Here is a 2,877-nt window from a genome sequence, read left to right as displayed (position 1 = left end):
GGGCGGGCCGCCCCGGGTGGGGATGCGCTGGCGCGGGCCGACCTCGCCCAGCAGGCCGAACTGCGAGTTGTTGAGCAGCTCCCATTCCTCGCGCTCCTTCACCGCGTCGACGGTGAGGCGGATCTGCTCGCGGAGCTGGTCGATCTCGTTCGAGTAGAGGTCGGTGACGCGGGTATGGGTGTTGAGGATCGTCTGGATCGTCGACAGGTGATACTCGCGCGGATGCGATTCGTAGTCGACGAAGGTGGTCGGCAGCCGCGGCTCGCCGGTCTGGACCGCCAGCAGCTCGATGCCCTGCTCGCCGTGCGAGCTGGTGTGGCCCTTCAGCCGCTCCTGCTCGTCCCGGTATTGCGCGATCTTGGCGCGGATCTCGTCGCTTTCGAGGGCGTCCGGATCGAGGGTCAGCAGGGTGACCGCCGAGAGCGCCTTGACGGCCGGCGCGGGGGCGCCGGCGCCGAGCAGGTCGCCGTCACCGAAATAGTCGCCCCGGGTCGCCAGACCCTGGCGCAGGCGGCCCTTGTAGGGACCCGAGAAGGTCAGCTCGACCGTGCCGTCCGCCACCACGGTCAGGGTGCGGGTGCCGGCGCCCTCCTCGTGGATGATCTTGCCGGCCTTGTGCTTGCTCTCCGTGAAGCGCTCGGCGATCTTCGCCAGCTCGGCATCGCCCAGCCGGCTGAACAGCGGCACCGCCCGCAGCGAGGCGGGACGGATCGCCCGGTCCTTGCTCTCGGTGACGAGGTCGACGCGGCCGGGCCGGGCCAGCACGACGGCGCGCCGGTTGACGCGGTAGACGCCGCCCGCGACGTCCACGAAGGGCAGGAGCCGGAGGAGCCAGCGCGGCGTGTTGGCCGCGTTCTGGACCGACGTGACGGTGGCTGTCGCAAGATTGCGTGCCGCCGTGGCGCTCACGCTCAGACCCGGTCCACTCATCGTTCGTCCTCATTCTTCTCGATTGCAGGCGCGCCGCATCGACCCGCGATTTGGCGAGTTACCGCGCAGAACGTGCGGGCCGGGCGCAAGATTTGGTTGATTCCGACAAGATCTGATGACCGTGTCGTCCTTGAGGGGATCAAATTTTTTGCGCAGCCGCACAATCTACGGCAGACGCCAAACTTGCTCGTTGCTTCGTCGATCCAGCAAAGCCAAGGTAAGCTTTGATTCTACACCGGGTCAACGGAACGATTTTTCCTATTTAACGACGTTTTTTGGAAGGCATCACCCGGTAGTGCCACTATTGTAGAATGACGTCGGCGCAAAAACTCAAGATCGGAGAATTATATTCTCGTTTCATCGCCAATCTTTTAGGATTGGCGGCGATCCTCTCGGAGAAAGATTTTTCGCGCCGGGATCAGATCCCGTCCCCGAAGCCGAAGGACTGATCCATGCTCCGTGCCGGTTCCTCACCCGCGGCGAGGCGCGACACCACCCGGGCCGGCACGCCCGCCACGGTGGTGTGGGGCGGCACGTCGTGCAGCACGACCGCGGCGGCCGCGACCTTGGCCCCCTCGCCGATGCGGATGTTGCCGAGCACCTTGGCCCCGACGCTCAGCAGCACCCCGCGCTCGACCTTCGGGTGCCGGTCGCCGCTCTCCTTGCCGTTGCCGCCCAGCGTGACCGACTGGAGGATCGACACGTCGTCGGCCACCACCGTGGTCTCGCCGATGACGACCCCGGTGGCGTGGTCGATGAACACGCCGGATCCGATCCGGGCGGCCGGGTGGATGTCGCAGCCGAACACCTCCGAGATGCGGCTCTGGACATGCAGGCTGAGCGTCGCGCGGCCCTGGTGCCAGAGCCAGTGGGCGACCCGGTAGGCTTCGAGCGCCGCCAGGCCCTTGTAGAACAGGAACGGGTCGAGGTAGCGCCGGCAGGTCGGATCGCGCTCGCGGATGGCGATCAGGTCGCGCGCGGCGTTGGCCCCGGCATGGGGGTCGGCCTCGAAGGCGGACAGGCAGAGGTCGCGCATCGACAGGCGCGCGAGGTCGCCGTCGCCCAGGCGGTGGGCGAGCCGGTAGGCCAAGGCCTGGGCGAGGCTGCGCTGATCCAGGATCGTCGCCTGGACGATCCCGGCATAGAGCGGTTCCTCGACGAGCACGGCCTCCGCCTCGGTGCGCAGTTCCGCCCACAGCTCGCCCTCGAGGCTGCTGCGGCTGGTGGCCCGCAGCGGCGGGATCGCGGCCGAGGCCGTCACGTCCGGCGGATCCTGCAGGGGTTCTGGATTACGGGCGCCATCAATGCACCAGCTGGAACAGGTCGGCGAGGTAGTGCTCCAGCGTCTCGTGCCCTTCGAACTTCACGTCGACCGTGGCCGAATGGCCGTGCTGCCGGTGGATGCCGACGATCCGCCCCCGCGCATGGCGCCAGATCCCCAGGATCTCCGCGAGGTCGAGCCGTTGGAAAACCACTTGATCACCGTGCGCCATCGTCACTGAACCTTTCGCGCTGTCGTCGCTGCGGGAGCCGATCGTGCCGGCCCGATTCGATGTCCGAAGCGGGTCCGGCGAGGTCCCGGCTCGTTCCAGGGAAGCTCTTCCGCCTGCCCGGCCGTTGAGGAGAAGGTTTCGTTCGCGGATTGCTCCTGAAAGAGCACGATCTTCATTAAGTACCTGAAATTAATTGATAATTGCCGGTTCAAGGGCGTTTGGCAAGGCTTGTTCCGCGCCGTCCCGGGCGCTACCCCGATGGTCGGGGGCTGCCGGGGCGGCCTTCGAGTCGCGACACGAGACCCCGAAACGAGATCTGCATGAGCACCTATCTCCCGCCGCTCGCGGGCGGCCTGCTGATCGGCCTCTCCGCCGCGATGCTCCTGCTGCTGAACGGCCGGATCGCCGGGATCAGCGGCCTGGTCGCAGGCCTCGGCCGGCCCGGGCGCGCGCG

Annotated in this window: 3 protein-coding genes and 1 pseudogene; 1 reads left to right on the top strand and 3 read right to left on the bottom strand. The window is 67.4% G+C overall.

The features are described 5' to 3' along the window. The 3 genes from FV228_RS25555 to FV228_RS25545 all read right to left on the bottom strand — a co-directional run. The coding region (locus FV228_RS25555) for a cyclic nucleotide-binding domain-containing protein (RefSeq protein WP_147857107.1) at positions 1-930 on the bottom strand (930 nt) is incomplete at its 3' end. Positions 931-1,348: 418 nt separating this feature from the next. After that, on the bottom strand, positions 1,349-2,191 hold the full coding sequence (cysE, locus tag FV228_RS25550; protein ID WP_147857106.1) for a serine O-acetyltransferase: 843 nt from the start codon (positions 2,189-2,191) through the stop codon (positions 1,349-1,351). 40 nt (positions 2,192-2,231) lie between these two features. Beyond that, positions 2,232-2,423, bottom strand: coding sequence for a hypothetical protein (locus FV228_RS25545; RefSeq protein WP_147857105.1), 192 nt, complete (start codon positions 2,421-2,423; stop codon positions 2,232-2,234). Between the two features lie 320 nt (positions 2,424-2,743). On the opposite strand from FV228_RS25545, the pseudogene FV228_RS34425 reads away from it, so the two are divergent. Then, positions 2,744-2,877: pseudogene (locus FV228_RS34425) on the top strand (YeeE/YedE family protein); the annotation flags it as partial.

The organism is Methylobacterium sp. WL18 (genome assembly GCF_008040015.1).
Taxonomy (GTDB): Bacteria; Pseudomonadota; Alphaproteobacteria; order Rhizobiales; family Beijerinckiaceae; genus Methylobacterium; species Methylobacterium mesophilicum.
Note: the sequence above shows the minus strand (reverse complement) of the source record. Positions and strands in the feature narration are given on the sequence as shown.